The organism is Mucilaginibacter sp. cycad4 (assembly GCF_034263275.1).
In the GTDB taxonomy this organism is placed as follows: Bacteria; Bacteroidota; Bacteroidia; order Sphingobacteriales; family Sphingobacteriaceae; genus Mucilaginibacter.
In genome coordinates, this window is the sequence record NZ_CP139559.1 from 5,788,025 (window position 1) to 5,811,931 (window position 23,907).

18 protein-coding genes and 1 tRNA gene are annotated in these 23,907 nt (G+C 39.8%); 6 read left to right on the top strand and 13 right to left on the bottom strand.

Features of this window, described 5'->3' with window-relative positions; genetic code table 11:
• Window positions 1-282: 282 nt before the first annotated feature.
• The 7 genes from SNE26_RS23730 to SNE26_RS23760 all read right to left on the bottom strand — a co-directional run bounded on the left by SNE26_RS23730 (window position 283) and on the right by SNE26_RS23760 (window position 4,984).
• On the bottom strand, window positions 283-450 hold the full coding sequence (locus tag SNE26_RS23730; protein ID WP_321556338.1) for a hypothetical protein: 168 nt from the start codon (window positions 448-450) through the stop codon (window positions 283-285).
• An 86-nt stretch (window positions 451-536) separates the two neighbouring features.
• Complete coding sequence (locus SNE26_RS23735; RefSeq protein WP_321556339.1) at window positions 537-1,358, bottom strand: universal stress protein; 822 nt, start codon at window positions 1,356-1,358, stop codon at window positions 537-539.
• Between the two features lie 9 nt (window positions 1,359-1,367).
• Window positions 1,368-2,792 (bottom strand): inorganic phosphate transporter, encoded by a 1,425-nt coding sequence (locus tag SNE26_RS23740; RefSeq protein WP_321556340.1) that lies wholly within the window; start codon window positions 2,790-2,792, stop codon window positions 1,368-1,370.
• A 238-nt stretch (window positions 2,793-3,030) separates the two neighbouring features.
• Window positions 3,031-3,195 carry a hypothetical protein gene (locus tag SNE26_RS23745; protein ID WP_321556341.1) on the bottom strand — a complete coding sequence of 55 codons (165 nt, stop codon included), beginning with the start codon at window positions 3,193-3,195 and terminating at the stop codon, window positions 3,031-3,033.
• Window positions 3,196-3,234: 39 nt separating this feature from the next.
• A complete protein-coding gene (locus SNE26_RS23750; RefSeq protein ID WP_321556342.1) occupies window positions 3,235-3,363 on the bottom strand; it encodes a hypothetical protein in 129 nt (42 codons plus the stop codon).
• 32 nt (window positions 3,364-3,395) lie between these two features.
• Complete coding sequence (locus tag SNE26_RS23755) at window positions 3,396-3,572, bottom strand: hypothetical protein (protein WP_321556343.1); 177 nt, start codon at window positions 3,570-3,572, stop codon at window positions 3,396-3,398.
• Between the two features lie 200 nt (window positions 3,573-3,772).
• Window positions 3,773-4,984, bottom strand: a complete 1,212-nt coding sequence (locus SNE26_RS23760) for an MFS transporter (RefSeq protein WP_321556344.1) — start codon at window positions 4,982-4,984, stop codon at window positions 3,773-3,775.
• Between the two features lie 785 nt (window positions 4,985-5,769).
• Between SNE26_RS23760 and SNE26_RS23765 the strand changes: the two genes are divergently transcribed.
• Window positions 5,770-5,843, top strand: a tRNA-Ala gene (locus SNE26_RS23765).
• A 411-nt stretch (window positions 5,844-6,254) separates the two neighbouring features.
• Here SNE26_RS23765 and SNE26_RS23770 read toward each other — a convergent pair.
• From SNE26_RS23770 to SNE26_RS23795, 6 genes are all read right to left on the bottom strand, one after another.
• Window positions 6,255-7,661 carry an alpha-L-fucosidase gene (locus tag SNE26_RS23770; RefSeq protein ID WP_321556345.1) on the bottom strand — a complete coding sequence of 469 codons (1,407 nt, stop codon included), beginning with the start codon at window positions 7,659-7,661 and terminating at the stop codon, window positions 6,255-6,257.
• A gap of 63 nt (window positions 7,662-7,724) precedes the next feature.
• Window positions 7,725-9,347, bottom strand: a complete 1,623-nt coding sequence (locus tag SNE26_RS23775; RefSeq protein ID WP_321556346.1) for a RagB/SusD family nutrient uptake outer membrane protein — start codon at window positions 9,345-9,347, stop codon at window positions 7,725-7,727.
• Between the two features lie 32 nt (window positions 9,348-9,379).
• Window positions 9,380-12,667 carry a TonB-dependent receptor gene (locus SNE26_RS23780; RefSeq protein ID WP_321556347.1) on the bottom strand — a complete coding sequence of 1,096 codons (3,288 nt, stop codon included), beginning with the start codon at window positions 12,665-12,667 and terminating at the stop codon, window positions 9,380-9,382.
• A 262-nt stretch (window positions 12,668-12,929) separates the two neighbouring features.
• Window positions 12,930-14,093, bottom strand: coding sequence for a FecR domain-containing protein (locus SNE26_RS23785; RefSeq protein ID WP_321556348.1), 1,164 nt, complete (start codon window positions 14,091-14,093; stop codon window positions 12,930-12,932).
• A 71-nt stretch (window positions 14,094-14,164) separates the two neighbouring features.
• Window positions 14,165-14,776, bottom strand: coding sequence for an RNA polymerase sigma-70 factor (locus tag SNE26_RS23790; RefSeq protein ID WP_321556349.1), 612 nt, complete (start codon window positions 14,774-14,776; stop codon window positions 14,165-14,167).
• A gap of 364 nt (window positions 14,777-15,140) precedes the next feature.
• Window positions 15,141-15,902 (bottom strand): MBL fold metallo-hydrolase, encoded by a 762-nt coding sequence (locus tag SNE26_RS23795; protein WP_321556350.1) that lies wholly within the window; start codon window positions 15,900-15,902, stop codon window positions 15,141-15,143.
• Between the two features lie 96 nt (window positions 15,903-15,998).
• Between SNE26_RS23795 and SNE26_RS23800 the strand changes: the two genes are divergently transcribed.
• From SNE26_RS23800 to SNE26_RS23820, 5 genes are all read left to right on the top strand, one after another.
• Window positions 15,999-16,382, top strand: coding sequence for a helix-turn-helix domain-containing protein (locus SNE26_RS23800; RefSeq protein WP_321556351.1), 384 nt, complete (start codon window positions 15,999-16,001; stop codon window positions 16,380-16,382).
• Window positions 16,383-16,705: 323 nt separating this feature from the next.
• A complete protein-coding gene (locus SNE26_RS23805; protein ID WP_321556352.1) occupies window positions 16,706-18,961 on the top strand; it encodes a sensor histidine kinase in 2,256 nt (751 codons plus the stop codon).
• A gap of 477 nt (window positions 18,962-19,438) precedes the next feature.
• Window positions 19,439-20,092 (top strand): hypothetical protein, encoded by a 654-nt coding sequence (locus tag SNE26_RS23810; protein WP_321556353.1) that lies wholly within the window; start codon window positions 19,439-19,441, stop codon window positions 20,090-20,092.
• Entirely contained in the window at window positions 20,089-22,206 is a 2,118-nt protein-coding gene (locus SNE26_RS23815; protein ID WP_321556354.1) for a hypothetical protein, read from the top strand. The genes SNE26_RS23810 and SNE26_RS23815 overlap by 4 nt, the downstream gene beginning before the upstream one ends.
• Window positions 22,206-23,891, top strand: coding sequence for a hypothetical protein (locus SNE26_RS23820; protein ID WP_321556355.1), 1,686 nt, complete (start codon window positions 22,206-22,208; stop codon window positions 23,889-23,891). The genes SNE26_RS23815 and SNE26_RS23820 overlap by 1 nt, the downstream gene beginning before the upstream one ends.
• The last annotated feature ends 16 nt before the right edge of the window (window positions 23,892-23,907 follow it).

Sequence of the window (23,907 nt, forward strand, 5' to 3'; positions counted from 1 at the left end):
GTTAGGGATTGTAGAGGAAAGCCCACAGCGCGGGTAAGCTTTGTGGGTAGGCAAAGCGAGGACTTGGAACGGAAAGCCCGGCCCGTTAGCTAACGGGAACGCCCATGTTATAAAATTGATCGAAAAATACACTTAATAATCAATAGCTTACGATCACGCCATTGCGAGGCACGAAGCAATCCCCTATAAGCAGAGCCGCTCTGTATAGTTCGCGATTGCTTCGTGCCTCGCAATGACGCTGGAGCATGATGCTATTTCGCCAATCCTCTTTTGAACAACTTCTCAGGATTCTATTTCTTTATCATCATTCTCTTCCGGCTTCAGCTCGGATTGAATAATATCCTTTTCCAGCTTTTTTTCATCTTTCTGGTTACGCCTGATGATCCATATCAATAATATAATAACCGCAATAACTACAATTATTACTATAGGATAATTAACCTGGTCCATATTGTATTTATATAAAGTTTATTAATTAATCTAATTGGTTACTCCCGGGCAATCAGCTTTTGGCTTTATGCATCAGGCCTTTAGCTTTACTCGTGTAAAATTAATATCGCCTTTACCGATTTATTCATCACCTGGTTAACAGTACTACGTGTAAACAAACGGTATACTATATTGTGATGATGCTTAACCAGGCAAAGCATATCCGTTTCGTGCGACTGAATAAAGTTCATGATCCCGTTTAATGCGCTGCTATCCTGGATATAATTAAATTCCAGATCGGTATGCCTGATCAGGTCGCGCAGCCGGGCCTCCCAAACCTGCACCTGTTCGGTATCAGTTTTTTCGGCCACATACAGCACCTGCATTTTAGCCGAGCCAAATGCTTTGATCATTTCATTTAAAGCGTTAACGTCAACGGCAGAAAGGCGGGTTTCAAAATCGGTAGCCAGGGTTATCATTGGCACGTTTTCAAACTTGCTTTCCAGGGGTATGATAAGCGTAGGTACCTTTATTTTGGTTACTACCATACTGGCGTTACTGCCCACTATGCCGCTGATGCCGGTAGCGCCCATAATGCCCATCACCAGTAACTCAACCTCATGTTTATCAACATACCGGGTTATTACTGTTTTTAAAAAGCCTACATCACAAAGGGTAGTTACCTTAACGTTTTTATACTTGTCATCTTTGGTATAAACACTTACCCATTCTTTTAAGGCCTCACGTTTATTATTATAGTAATCTTCAATAAAGATGGCGTTATAAGTGCTGTTGTTGATCCCTTCGGTGGGGTGTATGGCATGTATAGCGCAAACTTCGCGGCCTAATATGTTTGCCAGTTCCATAGCATAAGCCATTGCGTTCGCGGCGCATTTTGAAAAATCGGTGGCTACCAGTATCTGCTTCATTTTAACGTATTATATAAACAAATGAAAAAGCATGAATAATAAAAATGCTAAAGTTATCGCAACCGGCAAAGTAAGCACCCAGGCTAAAGCGATGTTTTTAAGCGTGCCGTTATTTAAATTTCCTTTTCCGCCCGATGCAACCATGGCCCCGGCTATCCCGCTCGATAGTACATGCGTTGTACTCACCGGCAATCCGAATCCTGTACTTAAGCCAATGGTTGATGCCGCCACTATCTCGGATGTTGCACCCTGGGCATAATTCAAATGCTCGTTGCCTATCTTTTCGCCAATAGTAACTACAATCCTTTTCCAGCCTACCATAGTCCCAACACCAAGGGAAAGCGATATAATGGCGATAACCCATACCGGCGCAAAATCCGTTACAAGCTCAAGTTCGTTGGCTGCCGAGGTAAGCGCCTCTTTATCTTTAGATTCCAGGTTTACCCGCGGATCTTTAATCACAGCCCTTATATCTTTTATAACCCCTTCAACCTGTTTACGGTAACGGTAAGTTTTTGCTACCTCTTTTTCATTTTTTTCGGCCAGTGATGCTTTGGTTTGATCAATAGCGGCAGTCAGTTCAGTTAAAACAGGTTTCTTTTCGCTATTGTTTGCAAACTGCTGATTAATAACCTGCTCCGTTTGGTTCAGGGCCGATAAAACTTTGGCATCGGGCACAGCGTGGTTTACCGCAAAGCGGGCTGGTAAAAAAGCGATCAGTATGAGCATGAACAAGCCCACGCCTTTTTGCCCGTCATTACTGCCATGGAAAAAGCTTACCAGCGTACAGGTGGTTACCAGCAAAAGACGAATGTGTATTGGCGGCCTGTCGTTTTCACCACTGGGAATATGAAACAACGCGTGTGATTTGGTTACATGTTTCAGGAACAGCATCAGCAGGGCAGCCGCACCGAAACCTATTATTGGCGAAAGTATGAGCGATGAGCCTATTTCGCCGGCTTTGCTCCAGTTTACGCCCGGACCGTTGTAATAAAAGGTAAAGGCAAGTCCGCCGCCAATCATGGCACCTATCATGGTATGCGAACTTGAGCAGGGGATGCCAAGGTACCAGGTGCCCAGGTTCCATACAATAGAGGCCAGCAATACGGCAAGCACCAGGCAGGCCCCAACACTCACAGGCAAAGTCATCAGTGTATCTAATGGTACCAGTTTTAAAATACCCATAGCTACGGTAACCCCGCCAAGGCAAACACCTAAAAAGTTCCAGAAGCCTGACCACGGAATAGCATAAACCGGACGCAGGGCCTTAGTATAAATAACTGTAGCTACTGCATTGGCAGTATCATGAAAACCGTTCACGAACTCAAAACCGATAACTGCCAGTATACAGAGAATAAAAACAGTGAGCAGGGAACTGCTCAGATCCACCTGGCCAAGGAAGGGGAGAATAACCGCGGGGATTGAAAAATGCATAAAACTTTTTTTATGACCGGCGAATATGTTTCGCCCGCCGCTTTATTCCAAATAACCGTTTCAGGCATTTCCTTTAGATGACTAAAGTGTTAACATATTGTTATTTAATATTATACAAACTTAACATAGCATTAATTGCCCGGCTTACTGCAAAAAAATAGAGCCCTGTTTTTTTGCAGGGCTCCACGTTTTCATAGGTGATGTTAGTATTCGATAGGTAGATGTAGATATATATTGATCAAGCGGCAGACAGCGTTTGCTGTGCTGCTACCTGCTTGTTGTTGCTCATGAACTGGGTTTTAGCCCTGTAGTTTTTTAAATCTGCCCTCAATAGTTCCAGTAATTCGGCATCAAAGCGTGCAAGTAATTTAGTTATTGCGGGTGTTGGTTTATATGCTTTCATAGGTAGATGTAGTGTAGGTGATGTAGTTTTATGTTTAGTTTAAGCTGCCGGTGTTAAATAGGGCGTTTTAGTTTTGATAGCTTTTAAGTCGCTCATGATGATGTTTTTAAGTGCGTTATCAAAAGTTGCTATTAGTTTGGTAGTTGATGTTTGTTTTTGCGTTTTCATGTTGTAGGTTTTTGATGTTTTAATGTCTTTGTTTAGTCTTTCTTTTTTTCGTCTTCGTTCTCGCTGAGGTTATCGTGGCGGCGTTTAGCTTCTTTATACTGCCTTAATATTTGCTCCTCATCGCGTGGGTCTGAAGTTTTTGTCGGTTCCACTGGGTTTTCCCACTCTTTCTCTTCTTCAGGGTTAACCGCTTTGTTTTTTGCTTTCATAACAACTGCGTTTGATAAGTAACAATCTAAATCAATGCCAAACTTTGTCGAAAGGCAAAAAAAGTCATTAAAAGTTCAGATTTATTTTACTATAAAATGTAAATGGCTGTAATCCAGTAGTGTTTTTTCAGAAAAAATTTTTACTTTTTTAGATCAATTTAACGCAGACAAGCATTTAGAGCAAATAAACAGGGTATACGTTATCGAACATCAGTAACAGTAGCGGACGATTTTTTGTAGTTTAACAAATGCACTATGATCACTATTACTGATAAGGCAGCTCCAATAGCACACACGCCGTTCCACTCGTAGTTTTTCCAAACCAAACTGGCGAAGAACGTGCCTAAGGCCCCGCCTATAAAATAAGACACCATGTACACTGTATTGATACGGTTACGGGCTTCCGGGATCAATGCAAAAATGATAGACTGGTTGGAAATATGCGTAGCCTGCACACCCATATCCAAAAGGATAACCCCGATAATGAGCCCGATTATACTGTGGCTCGAAAAGTAGAATACGATAAAAGAGATCAGGATAAGCGAAAGTGTATAAATTGATAGTTTGTATGCGTCCATTTTATCGCTCAGGCGGCCCATAAAGCCAACAGCCACCGCGCCGAAAGCACCAACCAGGCCAAACATGCCCGCAGCGGCGCTGCCTTCATTAAACTGCGGCTGTTTTAACAGGAATACCAGTGTTGTCCAAAATGCGCTGAAACCGGCAAAGCATAAAGCCCCTCTGAAAGCCGCCAGCCTTAATTTAGGCTGGGTTTTTACTAAATGGATCAATGATTTCATCAAATTGCCGTAATTGCCTTTATAATCGGGTTCAATTTCGGGCAAAAACAAAAATATCATGAACCAGATGAGCAGCATCAACCCGGCAGCTATATAAAACATGCTTCGCCAGCCGAAATGCTCGCCTATAAAACCGCTTAATGTGCGTGACAGTAAAATACCGATTAATAAGCCGCTCATTACAAAGCCAATCTTCTTCCCCCGTTCCTGCGGTTTAGCCAGATGTGCTGCCATAGGGATCAGCAATTGCGGAATAATTGATGATACACCCACCAAAAACCCCGCTATCATAAGTATAGTTACGGAAGGCGCCATGGCGCTGGCTATTAACGATATGATCATGAGCACAAAATCTATCAAAATAAGGCGTTTACGCTTAAGCATATCGGCCAGCGGTACTATAAATAATAAGCCTGTAGCATAGCCAATTTGTGTAAAAAGCGATATTTGCTGCGCTTTTTTATCGCTTACGCCAAAAGAGTGTGCCATATCGGCCAGTAATGGTTGGTTGTAATATATGTTTGCTACCACCAACCCTGTAGCTATGGTCATGATCCATAAGGTTAATGGCGTAAGATGCGGATGTTGTTTTGCGGTATGTGTAGATGACATATTTTAAAAGGCAGTATATTTTTGCTGCAAAAGTGTTAAAGCATCTTTAAAAAAAAGCCTTTGTAAAGTAATTTTTATCATGTAATTGCGTTTATGACGTAAATTGTTTTAGCAAACAATCGTTCTTTAAAGAGCTAAAAACAACATTAAGGCAGAAAAAGAGGAGTATTTTATAGTTTTCTATGGAAAAATTGACTGTTGAATTACTTTAAAAGCGAAAAATGCTTTAAAATTCAATTTTAAGTTCGGTTTAAATCCTGATTTTACTTTAAAAACTATTTAAAATTAAATTTTTGTAAACTTTACAACTGAAATTTTGTCTTTTTTGTTTAGAAATGAATGTGGTTGTGATTGTTGTCAAGTAATTTTAAAAAAATTAGTAAATTATTAATGTTTTATTCTTATTTTTGACAATAAGATATCGGTCTATAGTGTAATTGATAAAACTTACAAAATAATTACAAAAAATATTTTCCGAATATCAAAACTTAGTGTTACTTTTACACCATGCTAAAGATAGCACAACACATAAAATAGTCTTCTCATAATTTAGGTTTATAATTGGTTAGTAAAGGCCCCTGCCCATCAGGGGCTTTACTTTTTTATAAGCTTTTTCATTTAGTTCCTCACCTGTAAACGTCTTTAGGGATCAAGCCTGGTACATTTATATTTTAAGTTTAAATAAAACAAGATGATGTATAAAGGCGCTGAGGCAGGATTAGGTAAAATAAATAACAATAGAATTTCATTTTAATTCACAAAATTCTATATTTGCAGCCCACCACGGGGGATTAGCTCAGCTGGCTAGAGCGCTTGCATGGCATGCAAGAGGTCATCGGTTCGACTCCGATATTCTCCACGCTTGATAATCAGGGCTTTACAAAATTTTGTAAAGCCCTTTTTTATTTCTGATAAAGCTATGATAAAGCAGAAAGCGGTTATAAAGAGTTAAAATCGACAATGAACCTTCCCTTCCCATGACTGATTTTAAATATTTCACGAGCACTTATCCTTTGTTTTTGTCGCTCTTTATTTTTCCAACGACAAGTATTTATATCACACGTACAGGTTTTATTTTTATGACGCTTGACGAATCGTAAAGAATACCAAGTATTTCTAATTCAAATCAGAATCAAAAACAAAATGATGAAAATCGCCAATTTGGCTAAATTCAATTAAATGGTCCCTTTACCAAAAGAACGCCACAATTGGCGTTCCTTTGGTATGTTTAATTAGTATGACCGTCCCTTTGTTATATAAACAAATAACGCTATAGAGAGGCTGGTTCAAGATAAACCCCGAATTCAGCGATAGAGGGTGCAGAATCAGAGCTACCGATCTGCACCCTGACTTTTTCACCTTTTACCGCATTGAACCGGTGCAGCTTAATCCTTTCGTCTTTTTCTCCATCAAACAAAGTATTCCATTTATTATTTGCAAAATACTCCAGCTTATACTTTTTGATGTTTGCTTTATGCTCAAAGATTACTATCTCGTTAAAGGTTTGGGGCGTCCTGAAATCAACTTCATACCAAGGATTTTTAACTTCGGGATTCGACTGCCAGGAGGAGCCGAAATCGTCATCATTTGCAAAGTCCATAATGTTCATATCATCACTCCAGCTTGAATTTGCCGGCTGATGTTTGGCTAAGTTCGAAGCCATGATCGGCGCTCCAGTTGGTTTAAAGTCTGATTTCGAGCCATCATTATGCCAGAGCTTACCTATTTCTTTTAACGCCGCTATAGCGTTGTCATCAAATAAGCCATCACGATTTGGGGCAACATTTAAGATAAAATTACAGTTTGCTTTATTGAGCGGGATAAGCGTTTCTTCAACCAGTTTTGCCGGTTCCTTTACCGGTGTTGTCAGAAAATCAGTTTTCCAGAACCATGATGATTGCAACGGCAGACAAGCCAGAGAAGGCATTTGATTAATGTCCTTCGACATGCGTTGTCCGGCGCCCATTTCGTAAGTCTTGATATCGGTGTAATAAAGACCATCTTTAGGATATTTCGCGCCGTTCAGATCCATTAGTATACAGTTAGGCTGTAGTGATTTTACTAACTTATAAATCTGCTCAAACGGAACATCATCATAAGAAATCCTTGACCACGGCGCATCCCAACCATCAATAATAATGGCTTCTATCTGGCCATAATTTGTCAGCAGCTCTGTCAACTGCTTTTTAACCATTTCAATGTGCGAAGGCTTAATTTCATTTGGACGAAGCTTATGATGCGTATCCAAAATAGAGTAATATAGCATTACCTTCAATCCATTTGCCCGAAAAGCGTTTACAAACTGCCTAACCACATCTTTTTTATAAGGGCTATGCATTACGTTATAACCGGTGGATTTGGTGTCCCAAATGCAAAATCCACTATGGTGTTTGGTGGTTAGGCATCCATAGGTCATATTTGCGGACTTGGCCGCTTTTGCCCATTGATCAGCGTCAAGTTTTGTAGGGTTGAAAGCTGAAGGCGATGCTTCCGGATCAGGCCAATCCTGGTTAAAATATGTCGGAATGTTAAAGTGAATGAACATGCCAAATTTTAGATCTACAAAAGATTGCTGCAACTGATTTAAGGGCTGTTTCGAAGTTTGAGCGAAAGCAGTTACCACACCCAGTTGCGTGATTAACAGGAAACAGCTATTTAAAAGAACTTTGATTTTCATTGTTGATGTTATTGTTTGAATTAATGGGTTTAATTATGGGCAGCTATGCGCCGCCCTTAATTTTTATTTCCAAAGCGGATTTTGTGTTAATATTCCCTTTGAATCATCTATCGCCCGTTGAGGTATGGGCCAAACGTAGAATTTAGCATTGTTAAAGAAACGCTGCTCTATAACAGTTTTAGGATATTTATTAATATGTCCGTTAGTCGTGCTGATATTGGTTATACCGGCAGACGCATCAACGGTATAGATTGGCCCCTGCAAAACCTGTTCTCCGATTTTCCAACGTAGAACGTCGAAATAACGCAGGCCTTCCCCTGCCAATTCAATTCGTCGCTCATGGCGAATGAAGTTGCGCATGTTAGTTTGACTTAAAGCCAATCCATTTATACTGAAGGTCCGGACGATTGTTGGCATTCCCGCTCTTGTGCGGATTTGATCAAGTGCTGATATCACATCAGCGGTAGGCCCGCCAACCTCATTTTGAGCTTCGGCAAAATTCAGGAGTATTTCCGCGAAATGAAATGCTTTCCAATTATTAACGCCTGAACGCACATAGTCATAACGGTCCACATTTTTACACCAGGAATATCCCGACCTTGATCCAAGGTCACCTCCAATACGGTCGCCCTGGTTGTTGAATGGGTCGTATTGGTTGGTGTTTGGAAAATATGGGTACTTATAAATATCTCCTGGACATAGCACTGTTTGTCTCAGGCGAGGATCTCTGTTATTAAAAGGATCAGTAGTTATGTAGGAAGGATCCTTTGTATAGGGATAGTAGCCATCCTTGCTTTCATAGTCGTTAACCAATTCAGATGTAGGGTCAAGTATGTTTCGTCCATTCATTAAGGCCTGTGATCCTAAGATATCCCGCAGGCTGTTTTGATGAACAGACAACGTGTAGCCGAATGACCAGATATCCTCAGACGAATAATCGCCGTCTTTCTGGAAAAAATCGAAGTAGTTAGGGTAAAGCTTATAAATGTTTAGGTCCATAACTGTTTTTGCCGCCGCCGCTGCATTCGGATAATCTCCGGCGTACAAATAGATACGGGATTTTAATGCCAACGCTGCCCCTTTGGTAGCCCGTCCCAGATCAGCGCCGGTATAACTCAGCGGGAGGTCAGCCGCTGCTTCATCGAGCCATTGCAGTTCAGCTTTCATAATATCAGCTTTCGGGGTTTTGGGGATATCTGCCTTTGTCGGGTCTGTGATCAGACTGTTTACAAAAGGTATATCTCCGTAAAGCGTGGTCATAATGAAATATCGGTAAGCCAGCACAAATTTCACCTCGGCAGTAAGCCGTTTTTTGAGCGTTGGATCCATATCCGGAACCTTGTCGACATTGGCAAAAAAACTGAACGCCTGGCGCATCGGTTCATAACTCCATTCTTTACTGCTAACAGTTGGGTCCTGTGTGCTGTTGCCAAATCGCCGAGTCGTGGGATCGTTGCTGATACCGTTATCGCTCATGCCCTCGTAATAAACAAAGTTATCCTGCGGCATGTAGGTGTACATGCGTGTTGCGAACATTGTCGCGTCATCTGGCGTCTGCCAATAGGTTTCGTCCGTGATCTGATTGAGTGGGTGCTGATCGAGCAAGTCTTTTTTGCATCCCGCCAAGCCAACAGCTACTACTATGGCAACGAAAGCTGTTATTATAGAATATCTTTTATTTTTCATGATCTTTTCTTCAATAATTATACATCCAATGGTCAGAAGGTTACATTTAAACCAAGGCTGAGATTACGTACCTGGGGATAATTTGATCCGTCTCCGAAGTTGGCTATCTCCGGGTCGAGGTTTTTCGGGAAATTCTTGCTGGTTATCAGGAATAAATTATCGCCGGTTAAAAAGAATCTTGCGGAACTGATCCCCAATCGCTTAGTTAGTTTATCGGCAAACGTATAACCAATCTGGGCGTTTTTGAAGCGCATATAAGCCGCTTTGAAAAGCCACCAGCTATTGAACTGGCCATTATTGATAGACTGATCAGTCCGAAGTACGGGATACCGGGCATTTGGATTTGACGGAGACCAATAATCCAGTTGAGATTGCAGAATATTGCCATCACCGTTAAAGAAAAAAGGAACCTGAGCACCGCCCTGAACACGAAGTAAATTACTGAAAACACCCTGCATCAGCACGGAAACATCGAAACCCTTATAACTGGCGCCAAGACTGATGCCATAACGATAATGAGGTGTTGCCTGCCCAAGAACGGTGCGGTCGTCCGGAGTAATTTTGCCATCGCCGTTCACGTCTTTGTACTTGATGTCGCCTGGAATATCCCTTGGGTCCTGTGTGGCGTGGTTAGCGATATCGTCTTTGGATTGAAACAGACCTTCCGCCTGCAGTCCATACCATATCCAGCGGGACTGACCAACAAGGAGCGGGTTATCACCTAATTGTTCGGGTGCTCCACCCAAGCTAAGAATCTTGTTACGGGAATCCGAGAAGTTAATAGCGGCACGGTAGTTGAAATTGCCGATATTGTTTTTATACGCTACGTTAATCTCGAAACCCTGATTACGTAGGCTTCCCACATTTTGTTGCGGACCATCAATGCCGTAGGTCAACGGAACCGGCGGTGCCAGCAATATGCCGGTTGTCTTATCCCTGAATACATCAATATTCACATCCAGGTGTTTAAGCAAGGTTAGATCTAATCCAAGATTAATCGTGGTTTTTACTTCCCATGTCAGATCAGGGTTCGGTGAATTATTGTAGTAAGTGGTAGTTGAAGCGGCCTTGTTCAGCACATATTTGTCCTGGGCAATCGTATTCGCATACGGATATAGCCCGCCGGCATTCTGGTTGCCCACCTGGCCCAATGAAGCCCTTATTTTCAGGAAATTGATGGTAGCTGCCAAAGGCTTGAAAAAATTCTCTTCAGAAGCTATCCAGCCTGTGGATACCGAGGGAAAGAAGCCGTATTTCTTCTTTTGAAACACGGAAGTGCCATCGTAACGGGCGTTGGCTTCGACAAGATATTTGCCGTCAAAATTGTAATTCACGCGACCGAACCAAGAACGGATCGCGTAAGAAGTTGCATTACCAGATACATTCGTCAGGGTTGGATCCGATGAGCCGGCGTCGATCTGGTCAAGTGAATTATTCAAAAATCCATAGCGCGTGATGCTATTGTAATCGTAGCGATCCTGCTCCTGAGAATAGCCTGCCAGCGCCTTGATATTATGCTTACCGAATGCCTTGCTGTAATTCAGGGTAATCAATGTTGTCGGGTGTGCCCTTGAATAGTTAGCCTTATAAGCGCTGTTCGGGTTGTTGTTGTAAGTGACAATTTGCTCGTCGTCATTATATAAAGGATATTTATTATTAAAGCCGGACAAGAAGCTGCTCGTATAATTATAACCATAAGTACCATTCAGTAACAAGTCATCAGTAATCTTGAACTCGGCCAGGAAATTGGTATTGATCGTATTCAGGGTCTCGTTCTGTACGCCCGCTTTGGTCATAATATCATTAGGCTGATCGCCACCCCGATAAGAGCGGTCATGTCCTTCTTTGGTGTAGGGATATTCCGTAACCGGAACTATATACGACCATTGAAGTGCACTGCCGATACCATAGGAAGGCTGTTGTTTGTCCTCTTTCGTCAATACAGTATTTATACCCAGTTTCAATCGTTTTGAAACCTGCACATTTACGTTGGCTCTTGTGCTATATCGCTTATAATCAACATTTTTAATCAGGCCTCCCTGGTTGAGATAGCCACCTGATACAAAATAATCAGCAGTGCTGGATCCGCCGGCAACGCTCAGGTTTTGCTGATTTTGTAAAGCCTGATTATGTAATATATATGGCAGCCAGTTGGTACTTGGAAGCTCACCTGACTTGTATTTCTGCACCAGATCAGGTGTGAATTTAACCTGTGCGCCGGGATTATCATTTAACTGCGCCTGGTTGTAAAGGTCCACAAACTGCGGGGCATCGACAAATTTGGGTAATCTTGCCGGACGCTGATAGCCAAATATGGAGCTGTATTGTACGATAGGCTTGCTGTTTAGTTTGCCCTTTTTAGTTGTTACCAGCAGTACTCCACCGGAGGCTCTCGCTCCATAAATAGCGGTTGCAGATGCATCCTTTAAAATACTAATTGATTCAATGTCATTTGGATTAAGGTAATCAATTCCGTTAACGGCCATGCCGTCCACAATGTACAAGACCGGGTTATTCGATATGGTGCTGTTCCCACGAATGTCAATAGAAGTTGAACCATACCCTGGATTTCCATCAGTCTGCTGGATATTAAGGCCAGCTGCTTCACCCTGTAAGATATTAAGTACCGATGGAACCGGACGATTCACGATTTCTTTGCTTGAAACGGTTTCTACGGAGCTTGTAACGTTTGCTTTTTGCTGGGTGCCATAACCTACGACCACGACTTCGCTCAGGCTCGCTGACAAGGTACCCAAGGTTGCGGTAAGCTCCCTGTGATCCCCATCGATAGTTAAAGTTCGCTCAAAACGAGCTGCTCCGATCATCGTAATGACAACATTATAATTGCCTTCGGGAATACGCTCAAATGTAAAATCGCCATTAGCGTCGGAAATGGCGCCTTTTTCATAATTCTTACCCTTAAGGCTGATGGTGGCTCCGGGCAGGGACTGACCTTTGTCATCCACCACTTTAATATGAAAGTTGATTAAGCTGAAAATTGAACGAATGTTATCGAACAGTGAAGCTGTTTTCTTTTGTACAACAATTGTTTTGTTAGAGATAGTATAATTAAAAGACAAACCCTCAAAAACTTTATCCAAAGCAGCATTGAGTGGTTCGTTTTCGATCTTAACCGATAACTTAATGCCTGAAATATCATCCCCGTCTTCCCAGAAGAACCGATAACCAGTTTCTTTTTGTATTTGTGTAAAGACTTCTGTTATGGGTTTGTTTCTGGCATCAAGCGTTACTTTTTGTGCATAGCTTTTGGCTGACACTTGTAAACAGGCGATGGTGATCATTAAAATAATGAGTTTCATTACCATCAAAAATTTAAGTACGGTACGTCGCAAGCAAAAGACTGGTACCGCACGAATGTTTAAATTCATACTTTTGTACGTTTGGGTTTAATTTGATACATAAAAATCTCTGTCGAATTCTGGCAATTGCCAGGCTAGTGGGGAAGCCCAGACATAGCCGGGGATGGGTTCCAATCACGCCCCGGCTTCCTTTTTTCCCTTGAATGTGTCGCATATTATTTTCTCATAGGCACTTGTTTTGGGTTTATACTTTATAGGATGGTTATGGTATTAATGTAAGCCGGCTGCGGTTATTCGCTCCATTTGGCCTTTCAATTTTAAAATTCACTTTGCTGATCTTGAGCACATCGAGAACCTGGAGTAGCGTATAGGAACGGTCAATTGATCCTGAGAACGTCCGCTCTTTGATGTCGCCCTGGTAAACGACATCAATGTTGTACCAGCGTGATAGCTGTCGCATCAGAGTATGGGTCTCGGTATGATTGAATATAAAGACCCCATCTTTCCAGCTTGCTGTTGCATTGGCATCCACATTCGTAATTTTTAAGCTCCCCGCAGTACCTTCCGCTTGTTGCCCCGGTTTGATAGTAACCTGAGCAATCTGGCGTTTCGCCGTAACGCGTACCGAGCCCTCCAGAAGGGTAGTTCTTTGCGAGCGCTCATCGGTGTAAGCGCTGATGTTGAAATGGGTGCCAAGTACTTCTACACGCTCATTTACAGTATTGACGTCAAACGGTTTTTCTTTGTTTCTTGCGACCTCGAAATAGGCTTCACCGGTCAGTGATACCGGCCTTTTATGACCTGAAAACCTGGAGGGATAAGTCAGGGAAGACATTGCATTAAGCCAAATCTTAGTACCGTCGGCAAGAACGACCTTGAATTGGCCGCCGGATGGTGTCGTGAGTGTATTCATTTCCTGACTATCATGTCCAGGAGTTGGTTTTGAACGATACCGAAGTACCCCGTTTGACTCTTTAATAATGTCCAAACCTTTATCCGAATATATCCGACCATTTTTGGCAAGGTTAAGATCAATTTGTTTTCCTGTCGAAAGTGTAAGAATAGCTACGTCCTTGCCAGGCATAACATCCAATTTTGAGGATGTTTCGTTGAGTACAGGCGCGGTCCTGTACACAAAAAAGGCAGCAACGATAACCGAGACGGCAGCAATCGAAATTAACCCATTCCTCGATAACATCTTGCGTTTCTTTGGTACGTAAACATCAGTCTCAGTAGACTTGCGTATATTACGAAGCATGCCTTCTCTTGTAGCAGTAAGCTTTTCTTTGGAATATCCTGCGGTGAGCTTAGGATCATTGTCAAAAGACGCATACCAACGGTCTAATTCACCGAGTTCTTCTGTATCGGCAGTTCCATTATGAAATTTTTCGAGCAGGTCTAAGATTCTGCGCTGAGGATCGTTCATTAAGGTCTTTTAACCTAAGTCACTTAAATGGCAGGCAGGTGCTAATGGAAAATCTTTTTTTTTGAAAAAAACTATAACTGCCCCGCGAAGACCACAAAAAAGCAGATTGCCAACAGGTCTATTTGATTTTCACGCAGTTCGCTTCTAAGATAAGCGAACGCCCGCGTAAGGTGTTTTTTAACAGTACTCACTGAAATTCCCATCCGGTCAGCTATTTCCTGCTGGGACAAATGCTCAAACCGACTTAATAGGAAAGCCTCTCTGCACTTATCGGGTAATTTCAAAGCGGCCGACTTAATTTTGTCCCGTATTTCTTTCAGTATCATTTCTTCATCCGGTCTGAGCGGTGAGATTTGTTTTTGTCTTATGATTTCGTCCAGATGCGCGAGATGTACCTGTTGTGACCGGTAAATATTGAATACTTTATACTTTAATGCTGTTTTCAGCCATGCTTCAAGACTGCTGGTAATAACCAATTCATGGCGTTTTAAAAACAGACTGACCATCACTTCCTGAACAACTTCTTCCGCAGCTTCTTTCGACTTTAGGCGTTGAAAAGCTGAATCCAGTAATTTCCGCCAATAGCGTTGATAAATCTCTTCAAATGCGTTGAAATCATCCCGTTCGCGTAAAAGCGAAAGCAAATGATGGTCTGTAAAGATGGGCAATTGATATTTCCGCATTTGAAATCTGTGATAACAAATCTAATCCATATTATTTGATTTAATACATATGTTAAATTAAAGTTACATTCTTATCCTGCGCTGGTTTAAATAACGTGCGCAGAAATATTAATTTTTTACACCAAACGGTATTCACGTTTTTCCAATACCATTTTCAGGACATTGTTTTTTGTTGCAAACTGTTAAAAAGCTGGGAAATTTTGAACCTTATCGCTACGATATCGAGGAGTAACTGGTTCGTTCAATTAAGGGAAGGCATGGCACTTGGGTAAGTTTTACAACAAGTACACAAAAACCACTTAAGGCACAGTGGATGTCATCATGAAAAGTCCGGTAACATTTAGTACCGGACTTTTCATAAATGTTAAAATAACCAGTCGCCGTCATTTGGTACAAAACACCGGTCGTTCAGACTTGCTTCTTGTATCACGGCTTTAGTATATTTTCTAGTTTCTGTAGAATGATTGACCGATTCAAGATGAACCACGTAAATATTCGCTTGAGGCGCATAGTTACAAACAGTTATAACATCTTCTACTGTCATTACAATAGGTCCTCCAGTTAGAAATTGAGCGGCACCTCCATTCACAATAACATGAGTTGGCGTAAAACTTTTTAATGCATCTTCTACCTCTTGGCACCAAATTGTATCCCCTGCTATATACAAACGTTCTTCGGTGTCATCAATCACATATCCTGATACCTTGCCCATTTGTTCGCCGATTTCACCAACGCCATGTTGGCCATCCGTGCGACTAATTCTAATGCTATTCCAAATCAATTCCTTATCAATTGGCGTTACTTGCGCGAAACCAGCGGATCGGATATTCTCCGCATCTACGGGTTGGCAAAAAATTACTGCGTTTTTTGAAAGGAGTTCTATCGCAGTGGCATCCCAGTGATCCAGATGCTGTGCATGCGTAATTAACACGGCGTCGGTTATTTTTATAAGTTCTAATAACTTCTCCTGATCAATCGGCAAATCGACTAACGGGTTACGTAAACTACCACCTTTTGAGGGCCATGGATCATATGTACCTGCAGGAGCTAGCATTGGATCAACTAAAATGACTTTACTGTGAGCAGTTATAGTAAGGGTTGCGTGTCGCAAAAGTTGTACGTTCATATTAAAGAGCTAATTTTGATGTTTGCAAAGATGTAGCTATCTGACATCAAGCCCAAGAAGGTTACCAATGGGTAACCTGTTCACTCTTTAGTAACCATGGAATACAAAGAATTTAAACATTGCGGACTTCATATTACTCTAAATACGTTATCAGGTAAGTGGAAACCCATTATCTTATACCATTTATTTCATAATCCGGAATTGCGTTTCACCGAGTTGTGGCGAATTATCCCTAAAGTGGCCAAGAAAGTTTTGTTAGATCACCTGAAACAGATGGAAGCCGACGGCCTTATTATCAGAGAAGAAAAGAATGGTTTTCCACCAGAAGTAAATTATCGTATTTCTGAAAAAGGAAAAGCATTAGGACCGGCGCTATCTGCTATGGAAGCCTGGGCAAATGAGCATGCTGCTGAAGAGGTTTCCGCATTTAGCCGGAGTGCGGAAGGAAAAATCAAGCCACTGAACGCTACCTATTCTTAAACACTTGGGAAGATCCCTACATGTAGGTATCAATTGTGGCGCAGAAATCAGTTAGCTAAAATCAGCTTATCCATTTAAGCTGAGATAATCATCTAAATTGCCGCTTAAGAACTTCTCCTTAATAAAAATAGAAATAACCTGCTGCTTGAATACGCCTTTAATATTTCGTTATCCGTCATTAAAAACCTTTAATAAAAAGATATAAACCCTTGCCACCTTTTTATCGCTCCCTTTTAAATCATATTGAAACAATCAAGTCCATTGGTTATCATGAACTAAGGCCTACAAGTGTTATATTTGTTTAAACTCTAACGCTAACAAATATGGTTTTCAAACGCACTTTGGTCAGCTGCTATTTGACGTTATTGTTTGTGATTGGTGCCTATGCCCAACAGTTATCACAAGAGCCTAATGCTAAAGCTATCCGCCAACTCTCACAAGGTTCCCCAGATTCCACTGCTATCAAACATTTACTCGATTTTGGGAGGTTTTACCTTGAACACAGTTTCAATTCGAATAAATATGTCGATTCCGCTTTGCTTTGCTACCAATTAGCTTTAACCCAAAGCACTCAGATACATTCTCTAAAATGGCAGATGGAATGTACCAAGCTTAAAGCGCTTTGCTCACTGAATAAACTTGATTTCGACAAGGGCGAAGAAAACTTCATGAAAGTGATCAGCTACTATCACGCCGAAAGAGATATTCTCACAGAAGCTGATAATTGGATTGAGCTTGCAGACAATTTACCAATTGACTCTCCTTCCGGCTCGAAAAAGAAAATAGATTACATTAAACATGGGGCGTTATTATATCACCAGCTGAACAATAAATTCAAAGAGTCCGAAGCCCTTAAAATGATAGCAGATGTACATCTTAATGAAGGAAAATTGGATCAGGCACAAAATGAATTACTTGATGTTTTGGCTAAATACCGCGCCTTAAATTATAAAAAGCTATACGAAACCTATTATCTGCTGGCATCGGTATATGCGCTAAAAGCCGATTTAAAAAATGAATTATTTTACCGCATAGAGACCGTAAAATCCATGGAATCCAGTGGAGATACGGCTGATGCAATCCTATATTATTTTAAACTGGCGGGAACCTACACCAGGTTACTTATGTATGACAACAGTGTATATTATTTGAAAAAATGCCTGAATTATGTTAAGCCAAAAGATTACGAATATTTCGTGGTACTTGAACAAATAGTGCAGGGTCTCATCCGACAAGATAAAGCAAATGAGGCCTTAGCATACGTGAAAACACATTCGACACTTGTTCCAGAGGATAACTTGGGGAAATACAGGGTAGATCTATGCTTTGCCAGCTGTTACGAAGCACTCAGGCAAAATAAAAACGCGGAGTTTTATTTCCTACGGATGAACCGCGAATCCGAAACAGATTATCAGCACGGCCGAAACCCGGACGAATCCCGATTATTGGACATCAAAAGAGTATGTGATTTCTATCTTTCAACAAAGCAATTTGAAAAAGCTAAACATTTTTTGAACCTGATGATTAATCACAGAAAAAATCTGGTGAGCCCAATTGTATTGAATCAGATTAAATTTATTGAGTTTAAAATTGACTCTGCATCGGGCAATTATTTAGCAGCCTTAAAGAACTTTCAGCAATATAAAATGTCAACCGATTCCATGTTTTCTGCGACAAAAAGTAAACAAATTGCAGAAATGATGGTGCGTTTTGAAAGTGACAAAAAAGACAAAAATATTCAACTTCTCGAAAAGCAGTCGCTGGTTGAAAAATCGGAATCGGAAAAAAGGCAACTATTGATACGATTAAGTACCGCGGGAATAATTCTTCTACTTGTGCTTCTGGGAGTTTTGTACAACCGGTATTTATTAAAGCAACGTAATGTAAAGTTGCTTCAGGAAAGAGAAAGAACGGTATCTAATAAAAACAGGGTGCTTGCGAAGTTACTCAAGGATAACGAGTGGTTATTAAAAGAAATCCACCACCGGGTAAAAAATAATCTTCACATGATTACCGGGTTGTTGCGTCTGCAGGCTAGGCATATTACTGACACTACGGCGCTCGACGCAATTCATGATAGCCAAAACCGCGTAATTGCAATGTCTCTGATCCATCAGAAACTTTATAAAACAGACAATAAATCGAACGTGTACATGCCAGAGTACATTGATGAACTGGTTCGAAATTTGAGAGATTGTTACAAAACAGGACAGCAAATCGTATTTGATATCGACGTAATGCCTTTTGTTTTAGATGTGTCCCAGGCACTCCCGATTGGTTTAATTCTAAACGAGTTAATCACAAACGCTATTAAATATGCCTTTCCCTACTCCAATCAAGATCGAATCACTATCAAATTATCTTCTGCGAATTCCAATGAAATAAACTTGTACGTTTCAGACAATGGCCAAGGTTTGCCAGATGGTTTTAAAATAGGAAACCCGCAATCATTTGGAATGATATTGATTCAGGGGCTAGTTGATGATTTAGGAGGAACGATGTTTTTTGAAAGCAAAAATGGGACGATACTTAGTTTAACCTTTAAAGTAGATATTGCTATCGAAATGTCAATTGATTAACCTGACAATATTATCTTAAAATCAAGTCAGCGGTAAAGCGTAGCTTTTTTTAACTAATTTTCCTAAAAAACACCATCTTCTTAATTTTACAGAAGGGAAAAGCTCGGATATCTGAGCGGTCAACTTCAAAACGGCGAACCCCTCGATCAGATCAATATTACAACGAAGTATTGGCCAAAATATCCGTTACAGATATCAAGGAGCTGGCGGGCAAATACCTGGATCGCAAAAACTATATCAGGTTGGTGTTAATGCCTGAAACAAGCAAGTTATAACCCAATCAGACATAATTCAAAAACTGATTAATCTGTAAACATCAGATTAATCAGTTTTTTTTACATCAAGAATTCTACGGCATTTTCCGGTTCAAATAATTTCATTTATTCGAAATAATATCTACATTCATACTTATTAATTATTTGGCTTCCTATAAGGTCACTTAATTAATGCTTAGGCCATTTATCACTTTTTACACTCATGAGCTTAGAAGAACGGGTAAGAACCTATAAAGATAGGTTGAGGATTTTTTTAATCTTATTTTATTTTAGTGAGAATTATTCATCAAGTGAACACCCTGAATTTAAAAGGGTTTTCAAAAGCGAAGTCAGAATTCAAAAGATAGATTTTTTGATTAGAAACCCTGATTATCTCGCCCACGAACTTCTGGTGATTGCTGAAAATGAACTGTCTAAACGTTCTGAAATCCAAAAGTTAGTTAAAGGAATTTATGCAGACTCCGAACCCCAACTCAGACGTTTGGAAATGGAGCGCTTTTTTTTTGGCGCCTATGAAGACATAGATGATGTCATTTTATTTCTTCAAAGTATCAATTTTATCGGTTTCAGTAGTAAGAAGAACACCGATCTAAAAAATATCGAGAAGCAGTATTTTATTACTGAATATGCTATCGAAAAAACTGAGGAGTCTATTAAAGCATTACCTTCCTTAAACTGGTATATCAAGAGATGTGAATTAATCAAGAAATATTTCGGGACGCTATTGGGTTCTCAACTCAAAGTATCTCAATATAAAATTGAGGAATACAGAAATACCTCATTTAAAAACTTCATAGGGGAAATTTCAGAAACAGTGGCAAAAGACTATTACAAAATATTCAACGAACGATTATGAATTTTAATTACAATAACTTTATCTCGGAAATTCATAAAGATTTTGCTGAAGACTTTCACCAATCAGAAATCAAATCCTTGCTCGACCTCGGAACAGAATTGGATAAGGACACCCCTTTATCAACAGGTAAAAGATTAGAAGTCAACTATATTGCCTTTTCCGGAAAGAAAGTCACCGAAGAGAAGCAAGAATATTCCGATCAACTAATTAACTACAGTCAGGAAATATATTCAGGTGTAAATATGTGGATTGCGGATAACTTAAGAGGCAAATCCAGTATTTTTAAGATCATAAAATTTGGACTTACAGGCGACGATAGCCTTAAGCCGAATATCTCAAAATGGCTTCAGCACATTCTCTTGGTCTTCAGCATCAACGAGAAAAAATATTCGGTTTATATTAATAAAGAAAAAAAACCCATACAGGCTTCCTTTTATAACAAAGAAATAAGAATATATCCGGCCGACGATGAACATTTGGATGATCGTCTTTTCTTAGCCACGTCAAAAGATGAACTGCAAAGGCAATTGAAAGATTTCTTTTTTCATCAGTTTGATTACTATTCGCTCCGTTGGACTCAAAAATCCCCCGTTAAAGAAAGCGATGACTTGATCGAAGCGGGGGCCAGCTGGTTGACTTACTTTAAATCAATTTTCTTAGAGTCTAAGGATACTAATGAATTGATGTACGGGGCCCAAGGAACTAAAGTTTTTCAGATGCTACTTGGACTATATTTGACGTCGTCCATTAATAAATTAACAGTAGGAAAAGACAAATTACTGCACCAAAAAGGAAAGCAACAATCTTTTTTAAGTAGGGAAAGTACTGAAAAACAATCAAAGAAAACGGAACTCCAAAGGGAACTTACAGATTTGGATCAGCAATTAGAAGAGCTTGCTATAGCCGAAAAACAAACTTCCAACGTCAACGCTTTGGTTCTTGAATACGAGGGACTTGTTAAAGATATTGATGAAGAAAACACGAAAAGGGTTGCTGTAAACAATAGCCTTCAGGAAGCCAGAAAAAACAAGGATATAATCGATCGCCGTAAACAATTTATAGATGATGAAATAAGACGGCTTCGAAAAGAAGCGATCAAAACCGAAAAACAATATTCAGACGTCAAAGAATATCTGGAAATCGGTGTTTTCTTCTCTAATCTAGAGGTGAAAACTTGTCCAAGCTGTAGCCATCCTGTTAGTAAAGACAAGAAAACCAAGGCGGCATCTGCTCATACCTGCGCATTATGTACAGACGACATTTCTAAAGATGAACCAGAGGTAGACACTGGAAATCTTGAAAGCAAGCTGGTTGAATTGGAGAAGTTAAAAGAAAGCCTTGAAAATGGTATCGGTGAATTAGAATCCGAATACTTAATGGTTCAAAGCAAATCAGTTGAATATTATAACGACATTATAAAACGTGAACAACAATATGGAGGTTTGCGAGACGTCAAAGAGATCAATTCGCGATTAAATGAATTACAAAACGCAATTTCGGAGGAACGTAAAAAATTTGCTTCTTCAAATGAAACAAAAACCGAAATGTTAAACAAAAAAGCAGTATTGAATTTTAGGATTTCGCAGCTTAATGAAGAACCAGAACCAATCGGTGACCAAAAAATCGAAAAGAAGATTCAACTTTTTACCAAAGCAATTGCCAGCCTCAATAAAATCAGATATGATGAAGGGCAAACAGTACTTCGAAAATTAGCTGACCTCATGACTGCAGAAGCACAGTCTCTCGGTTTAAGAATAACAGAAATTAATATTAATGACCGTTTCGATATAAAGTATAAGCAAGATGGCGATTTTCTTTCATTTTCGGAAATTGCCGAAGGTGAGCAACTACGGGCTAAGCTTGCGTTTTATCTAAGTTTGATCCAGCTTGACATTGAATATAATTATGGACGGCATTCCAGGTTTTTAATGATAGACAGTCCTGGTAAAGAAGAAGGGGACAAAAACTACCTAGAAGGATTATCCAGACTGATAAAAGAGTTAGAATCTCGTTTTGGTGATAGCCTACAAATATTGATTGGTACGGCGGAACGAAGTCTTGAAAATACGGTAAAAAATCAGAATGTATTTCCAGCGCAATCATTTGTATTCTGATGTCCGACATTTTAGAACGATTTGCTGTATTGATTCTTCCGGAGAAAATTACTTTTTTGGCAGAAGATTTTTTCGCCGAAATAAGCAATGTCAGTAAGAAAGATTTAAAAACCTTTCTGTCAAGCATTATTTCCGATTCTGCTGAAAATGTATATATAAAAAAGCAAGCAATCGATCGCCTCATGGATTTGGTCTTCTTAAATTCTATCAAGCCTAGGCAAGCTTTGGGGATATTACTTGACGATTGGGAAGGAACGAACTTGCTATTAACCGTCAATAGAGTAAAATCACTTTACTACCTATACGAACAAGATCCCGATGAAATAGAAACCATTTTTACAGCATACTCAAAAGAGGATGAGGCTGAATTATCGGCGGAGGCGCTTTTCCACTTAGGATTGATCAATTTGCAAAAGGGATTGCTCGCTTCAGAGTTGGAATATTCATTATTTTCGTTGGAAAAAAGCAAATCTGACTTTCACTCAGCAAGCCAATTAATTGAAAACAGGATTGATGCTGTTGTATTTACCAAAATAGTAGAATTAACAATTGACGTAATTAAAAAAGTGACTGCATCTCTTTCAAACAAATTGAAAGAACTTGCCAGTCTACTTTTCCAACGAGAAAGTTATGCGTTCAGTTTCGTAGATGCCCCATTTTATGTAGGTTTTTATAGGGTTCTATATGGACTATTAGAAATTTCACAGCAAACCCCTTCCTCGTGGTTAGACTTCAGACATAATCTAACAAATCTATTTTTTCAATATTCAAGTATTCAGAATCAAGAAATAAAGAGCAGGTTGTCCTTGAGTACACTTACCACATCATTTATTGAAAAACTTGATGACTCATTTTTCTTACCCTTTTTTTCTCTAAACTTTTCAGCGGAAAAATCTAGAATTTCTGCAAGATTGGGGGAATTAGATGAGACTAGCGAAGAAGCTTCTTTTTTGAAAAAAATCATTGAGCTTTCAACTGGTGACTTAAAAAAAAAAGCATCCATTGATAGTTTGAAATTTGAACTTGCAAAGATATTTCCCTTGGTTAGTATTGATACGATAAATAACCTGTTGACCTCCAACGATGATTTAAGTGAGGGAGCCAAACTCTTTAAGGTATTTGAAATTCTCCAGAAACCTTCTACAGTACAATTAAATGACGCTTTGATTCGTAGCTGCCTTCAGCTTCAGTCTATGCGTATTTACTATGGAAATTATTCAGAAGACGATAGAAATACTATGATTGCTAGTTTGTTGGAGAGCTCTGGTTTTTTAATCAAGGATCAAACAAGAAGAAGTAGATCTCAAACCGGTAAGTCCGCCGGAGAAGTCGATATCCTTGTAGAGGATTATAATCACAATCCCATTAGCATCATAGAGGCAATGAATTTAACCTCGGTTCAGAAGGATTACATTAAACAACACATAGACAAAATATTCACTTATGATGCTAATGGTTTAGTCAACAATTACATCTTAGTGTATGCCAACGTCGTTAACTTTGGAACATTTTATACCAATTATAGAAACTATGTAAGATCAAATGCCTTTCAATTTCCATTAATAAGCCTGACTGAAGCGAACGAATTACCATATTCTGAAATCAGAAAATTCACCATAATTCATCGCAGGAATAATTTAGATGTCAATATGAACCATATTCTAATTAACTTATTCGATAAATAAAAGACATTAGATATTT